The sequence below is a fragment of the Pseudomonas sp. TWI923 genome (genome assembly GCF_039673365.1).
Classification (GTDB): domain Bacteria; phylum Pseudomonadota; class Gammaproteobacteria; order Pseudomonadales; family Pseudomonadaceae; genus Aquipseudomonas; species Aquipseudomonas sichuanensis.
In genome coordinates, this window is record NZ_JBDJLM010000142.1 from 1 (window position 1) to 6,004 (window position 6,004).

Consider the following 6,004-nt stretch of genomic DNA (forward strand, 5'->3'; position numbering starts at 1 on the left):
CACGTCTTCCAGGTGGGTGAAGTGAGCGTTGCTCGGGTCCTGGCAGTTGTGCATGTAGTCCTTGATGTCGACGATGATCGCGTCTTCCAGGACGGTGGTGTAGTAGTGCTCTTGGGTGCCCTGGGCCGAGGTGCGGTACCACTTGATCTCGATCTTGGTCATGCGCTCGCCCGAGGTCAGGGCAGCCAGCAGCAGCGGCGAAGCCTTGTCGAAGACCTTGGTGATTTTGACTGGCTTGTGCACGCGCTGACCGGTCGGCTGGCCGGACTGCGGGTCACGCGGGATGATCACTTCGTGCTCGAAGCCCTGGACCATCACCTGGTCTTCGTGGCCTTCCTGGTAGGTGTTGCCCACCGAGTCGGCGGTGAACGCGCCAGCGGTGATCAGGCCTTGTTTTTCGCCAGTGACGGACATGTAGGCTGGTGTTGCCATGGTGCTCTCCTTGCGTAAGAAAAAAGTCGCGCAGACGGCAGGAAATTGCCGAGCGGGAGCAGCTTTCGATACAAGAGCTGTGCCAATTGAAAAATAACCAATAAATTCAATTAGTTATTTAGCAAAACCATCCATTCGAATGCCTCCTTTAGCGATGAGCATTCAAAAGTTGCGCAACTTCTTGCGCAGTGCTGGCAAAAAGTTGCGCAGATGGCTGCAGGCCATATACAGCAATGCCCACAGCGCTTATCCACAGACTTATCCACATTGAAGTGCGCAACTTCTTGCGCAGTTGAGCAAAAAGTCAGCGACCCGATTTTCCCATGGCTTACAGACCATCCTGCGCATGGCTCAGGGCTGCCCCCGCGCCGCTAACATCAACGTGCTACTATCGCGCCGCATTCAATGGACGCTCCACCGATTCGACAAGGAAAGCCGCGCGTGAACACCCCAGAGCCCACTTCGCCCAGCCCTGCCCGTTTCCTTTGCCAAGCAGGCAGTGCCTGATGATCGGCGCCTTGTTGCTACGCTCCGCCCATGGCCAGGAACACACACCCTGGCAACGCCTGGCCCGCGCCTTGTGGGGCGGCGACCTGCCGCTGACCCGCGCCCAGGAATGCGGGTTTGCGCGGCTGATGCTGATACCGACGGTGATCTACCTGGTGCTCGCGCTGGGCTACCTCGCGCAACTGACCGACCTGGTCGGCAGCCTCGTGCCACATTCCCTGCTGCAAAATTTCGCCCGCCAGGGCCAATGGTTGGGCGCCGCCGCCCTGGCCCTGCTGGTACTCAGTTGCCTGTTGCGCAAGAGCCTACGCCAGGGTTGGCCGTTCGGGCGCACGGTATTGTGGGCCTTGATCACCTGCGGCAGTTGCCTGTACCTCGGCTATCACGCCCAGCGCCTGCTGGTGGACAGCCTGGTCGAACAGGCCAGCCCCGAGCAGCAGGCCCAGGCCGCCTTCGGCATCCCGTTGCTCAACCTGATGCTGCACCACGACCTGCGCCTGGACGGCCAGGCCGCAACAGCCGAGCAACTGCTCAGTCCGCAAGGTAAGCTGCGCCTGGCCGAACTGGCTCTGCGCCTGCCGCACATCACCGCGCTGAAGGCCACAGAAGGCCTGACCCCGCAGGCCTTGTTCGAACAACTCGCCGACCAGCAGCGCGGCGGCCTGCAGCGCAACTATGAGCGCTACCGCCAGGCCACCGGCCGGCAGGAAGACAACTACCGCCAATACCGTCGCGCCAGCCTTTACTACGCGGGCGCCACCAGCCGCCTGGCCATCCTTCAGCGCCAGGGCCAGGCCTGGACCGACTACCTGCGCCTGCTCAGCAGCCGCGGGCGCAACCTCAACCCTTGGACCCTGCCCAGCAGCGAATGGCAAGACGTGCGCCATGTCCTGCGCGAGCAGATGAACGTACCGGTCAACGACCTCTGGCGGCCCGACGACCGCCCCGGTTTCAACCGCGCCGTGGCCAGCCAGGTGCGACGTGATGCACGCAATCACTACGCAACACTGCTCCAGCAGCGGATCAACGCCGGCTGGATCGAGCCCGGCCTCAAGCGCCCGGCGTTCCTGGCGGTGGATGCCATCCAGGGGCAGTGGCGCCAGGACTTGGCGTTGCCGCCGAGCATTACCCTGTATGCCTACCTGACCGAGGAGTATTTCGTGCGCTCGGTCTACCTGCCCACGCTGCAGCACGACGCCCGTGAACTGATGAAGCAGCGCGTCGCCTCGGCGGGCGATCTTTCGACCCTGGGCCGCGACAGCTACCGCGATCTGATCACCCCCGGCGTGGCTGCCCTGCTGATCCTCTGTGGGCTGGCCGTGCATGGATTCCGTGCGCTGTCCTACCTGTTGCGCCTGATGAAGGCACAACCGCTTGGCCTGTACCTGAAACTGCTAGGGGTTTACGCGCTGCTGCTGGCCAGCGTGTCGCTGATTGCCGGCAAGCCGAAGGTGTCGGCGGGCGACCTGCCGCAGCAGGGCGAGGAAGCCCTCGGCCTGACCCTTGCCCTGGCCAGTGCGGCGATTGACTGGGCCGCACCTCAACAGGACAGGCTGTATGCCCTGGGGACCAGCATTCGTCAGGACCTGTTGCAAGGATATGGATTTGGGGTTCCCGGGAAGCAGGATTGACGGGCGCGCTCTGTGCCGAGGGAGTTTGTGTCTAGCACGTGTGCAGGCTCGCTACCGATCAGCGCGCGAGCCTGTTGATGTGAAAGTCACACCCTGGTCGCGGTATGAGGCGGTGCGAACTGATAGTAAAGTACTCCGGATTTTTCGTACATACACTAATCAATAGGCACCCCTTATAAGCCTCACAACACACATCTGAATGTCAACCCCTACTGCCCTTGACATGAATATTACACCCCTTGGATTGCGCATAAAAAATCAACACAATCAAACCAACACCGATAATCGCACCACCGTACATAGAGAAAATAAATAGCCCGGACAACAACTTATTCTTAAATGTAAAAACATGACCGAATAATTCAAACAACCCAGGAAAAGTATTCATATTTATCCCGTTTCTCTTTGAATAATAATGTCCGTAGAGCACAGTAACAGTCAGCAAAATTGCCAACCCCCAAAACACAACCTCAACCGACAGCGTCAACCATCCACACACAACAAGCTCTCATTTGGTTTCAAAGCAATTGATAAATTTTTGGGCGGACTGCATTGACTATTGAGTTGATAAGCAATATCAGGACCTACTCCAATGACGATATCAGGGCATGCTGACTTCAGGATAATCCTGATATCGAGAAGCACTAAGCTCACAGTTTCCCTAGCGCGACCGTCAATAGCTTTTTGTACGGATGGCGACCGAAGACGCCATCGCTGTACTCGCCGTATCTGGCTACCTTATGGACCGATCATTGATATGAAAATCACACCCCTGCGCCTCACCCCAGAGGGTCAAGCCCATAAGCCCAAACACCATCAAAGCTCCGCCGTACATGCTGAACAGCACCAGGATCGACAACAGCTTATTCTCGAATTTGAACACCCTCCGATACATCTCAAGCATGCCTTCGAAGGTGTTCATATTCACACCCACTTTCTTGCAATATGCGTTCGCGCAAATGATCGAAGTGAAAACCAACCCAGCACAGACCACAAATATGGCAATTCTCACGAACTGAACAATTTCACACATACATCACCTTTAGAAAGCGGTGCCTGAGACAGCAGGCGTAACAGGCACATCAATTTCCGGCCCAATACCTGGCCCCACTCCGATATACACCTCAGGCCACGTAGATGTTTGGCTTATATCCACGCTGAATATACCTAAACTGAACCCTACACCGGCAGCGGCGCGAAGTGACTTGGCGTCCGGATCAGCAAACTTCAAACCACACGTTGCAGTAGCCCGTGCCGCCACTGCGATCATCGGTACTCCAACTTCAACACTCCTTCCCGATACCTCATTGAATTTCCCTGCAACAGAAACGCCCGAACCGGCCGCGAGGGTCCCTGTTATCCGACATTCACCTGTCGCAATCGGCTTGGGCGGTGGTGGTGACATTGCTCTGGAAATGGCCTCCGGCGACTCACCATTCTTCATCATGTGCATGCCCAACGAAGCACGTTCCTGCACGCCCGGCATGTTGGCAAACGGTACATCCCACAAGCCCAACGGGTCCGCACGCATAACAGGCGCATTGCTCACATAGCTGTAGACGTTCAGCCCACCCTGCATCCCGATCGGGTCCCTGGACACATACCGCGCCATTTTCGGCTCGTAATACCGATAGCGGTTGTAGTGCAGCGCCGTTTCCGGGTCCTGGTACTGCCCCTGGAAGCGAATCGGGTTGCTCACCCCCAGCAATCTGGCTTGCTCCGTAAGCTCTTCGCGTATTTCGCCCCACGCGGTGTAATGCGCACTCCAGACCACGTCCCCCTGCTCATCGGTGAGCTCTTGCGGCGTGCCCAGATGGTCACAGTGGTACCAGGCCATGGCATCGAAGGCCTGGGGTTTGACCTCGGTGTGCCACAGCGGATCGCGGTCGAAGTCGTACTCGCGCCCGGACCAATCCGGCTGCTTGAACAGGCGTACCGGGCGGTTGTGCAGGGCCTGGGCGACCGGCACGAAGCTGCCGGGCTCGTACAGGTAGTGCACGGTGCGGCCGGTATCGCCCTCATCCAGCGGCGGCGAGCTTTCCCAGGCCAGGGTTTCGCCGTCCCAGCCATACAGGGTGAAGCCGCAGTGCAGTTCACGCTGGCGCCTGGCCCGTTCCAGCTGGTTCCAGCCGGTGCCGGCTTCGGGCTTGTCCCAGTAATGGGCGAGCGAATGCTTGTGCAGGCGACGGCCCAGGGCGTCATAGCTGTATTCGACCTTGAGCCTGTCGTCGTTGTAACGCACCAGCCGGTTGAACAGGTCCCAGGTGAAGTGCGCCTGCGCACCGTCTTGCAGGCGATGGCTCAGGTTGCCGCGTTCGTCGTAGCGGTACTGGCTGCCGGCATAGGTGCGCAGCAGGTTGTCCATCACCTTGTTGCGCCGGGCGTCCTCTTCCAGGGGGCGGTTGAGCTGCTGGGTTTCATCCAGCAGGTTGCCCGCCGGGTCGAAGGCGAAGGTTTCGGCGCCCAGGCGGCTGTTGGCCTGCAACAAGCGCCCCAGGGGGTCGTACTGATACGCCAGCTGGCCACGGCGGCTATCGTGGATATCGGTCAACTGCCCCACCGTGTCGTATTCATACTGGCGCTTGAGCAGGGCGGTCTTGCCGTCATGGCTGCCGAGCCATTGCTCTTCGGGGAGCCCCGTCTTGCCCCAGCGCTGCATCTGCATGAGCTTGTTGCCCTGATGGCGCACCACTTCGCGGTGCAGATCATCACGCTCGTAGGCGAGCATCTCGTGCTGATCGAGGGTCATGCCCAGCAGGTGGCCGCTGCCGTAGGTCAGCCAGCTGACCTTGTGCCCGTCTGGGCGGATGGTTGCGGTGCGGCGGTTCAGCGCATCGTACTCATGGCGCCATACCGCCACCATCGGGTCGCCGGTCATCAGGTAGTGCTGATGTTCGCGGGTCAGGTTGCCGGCGTCATCGTAGAACCACTGCAGTTTGCTGACGGCATTGAGCGCCTGGATCAACTTGCCGTTGCCATCGTAGGCGAAGGTTTCGCTCTGCTGCTGATCGCCCTGGCTTGCGCAGCGCTCGACCAGGCGCCCCATGGCATCGAAGCGCAGGTCGATGCGGCGCTGGCCAACCTGGCTGCTCGCCAGCCGACCGCTGCTCGGGTCGTACTGGTAGCGGGTGGTCAGGCCATCGAAGCCGGTCTCTTCCAGGCGGCGCCCGGCCAGGTCGTAAACGAAGCTGGCGCGGCTCTCGTTCTGGTTCTCCAGGCTGACCAACCGGCCGAGCTTGTCCCAGCGGTAGCGCAGCTTGTGCTCCAGCGCATCGACACGCTCGGCGAGCATCCCGGCGCGGGTGTAGCTCCAGGTAGTGCAACGGTCCAGCGCATCGACATGGGCCAGCAACCGGCCTTCGGCATCGCGTTCGAAACGCTCCTCGGTCATGTCCGCATGGGTGACCTTGCTCAACTGCCCCGCCTTGTAGGCG

The 6,004-nt window shown here is 59.9% G+C and carries 4 protein-coding genes; 1 reads left to right on the top strand and 3 read right to left on the bottom strand.

Going from position 1 to position 6,004, the window contains the following annotated elements; genetic code table 11:
* Window positions 1–432 (bottom strand): Hcp family type VI secretion system effector (locus ABE459_RS25570; protein ID WP_346648169.1); only part of this gene is annotated, 432 nt, incomplete at its 3' end.
* Window positions 433–938: 506 nt separating this feature from the next.
* Between ABE459_RS25570 and ABE459_RS25575 the strand changes: the two genes are divergently transcribed.
* Window positions 939–2,570, top strand: a complete 1,632-nt coding sequence (locus ABE459_RS25575) for a hypothetical protein (RefSeq protein WP_323830284.1) — start codon at window positions 939–941, stop codon at window positions 2,568–2,570.
* A gap of 733 nt (window positions 2,571–3,303) precedes the next feature.
* Here the strand turns inward: ABE459_RS25575 and ABE459_RS25580 are convergent.
* Window positions 3,304–3,492: a hypothetical protein gene (locus ABE459_RS25580; RefSeq protein WP_125462402.1), complete on the bottom strand. Its 189-nt coding sequence runs from the start codon at window positions 3,490–3,492 to the stop codon at window positions 3,304–3,306.
* Window positions 3,493–3,612: 120 nt separating this feature from the next.
* Window positions 3,613–6,004 (bottom strand): RHS repeat-associated core domain-containing protein (locus ABE459_RS25585; protein ID WP_346648170.1); only part of this gene is annotated, 2,392 nt, incomplete at its 5' end.

Bases quoted from the DNA above. Each gene is read 5' to 3' on its own strand.
- ABE459_RS25580 (WP_125462402.1), bottom strand. From the start codon at position 3,492: ATGAACACCTTCGAAGGCATGCTTGAGATGTATCGGAGGGTGTTCAAA.
- ABE459_RS25575 (WP_323830284.1), top strand. From the start codon at position 939: ATGATCGGCGCCTTGTTGCTACGCTCCGCCCATGGCCAGGAACACACA.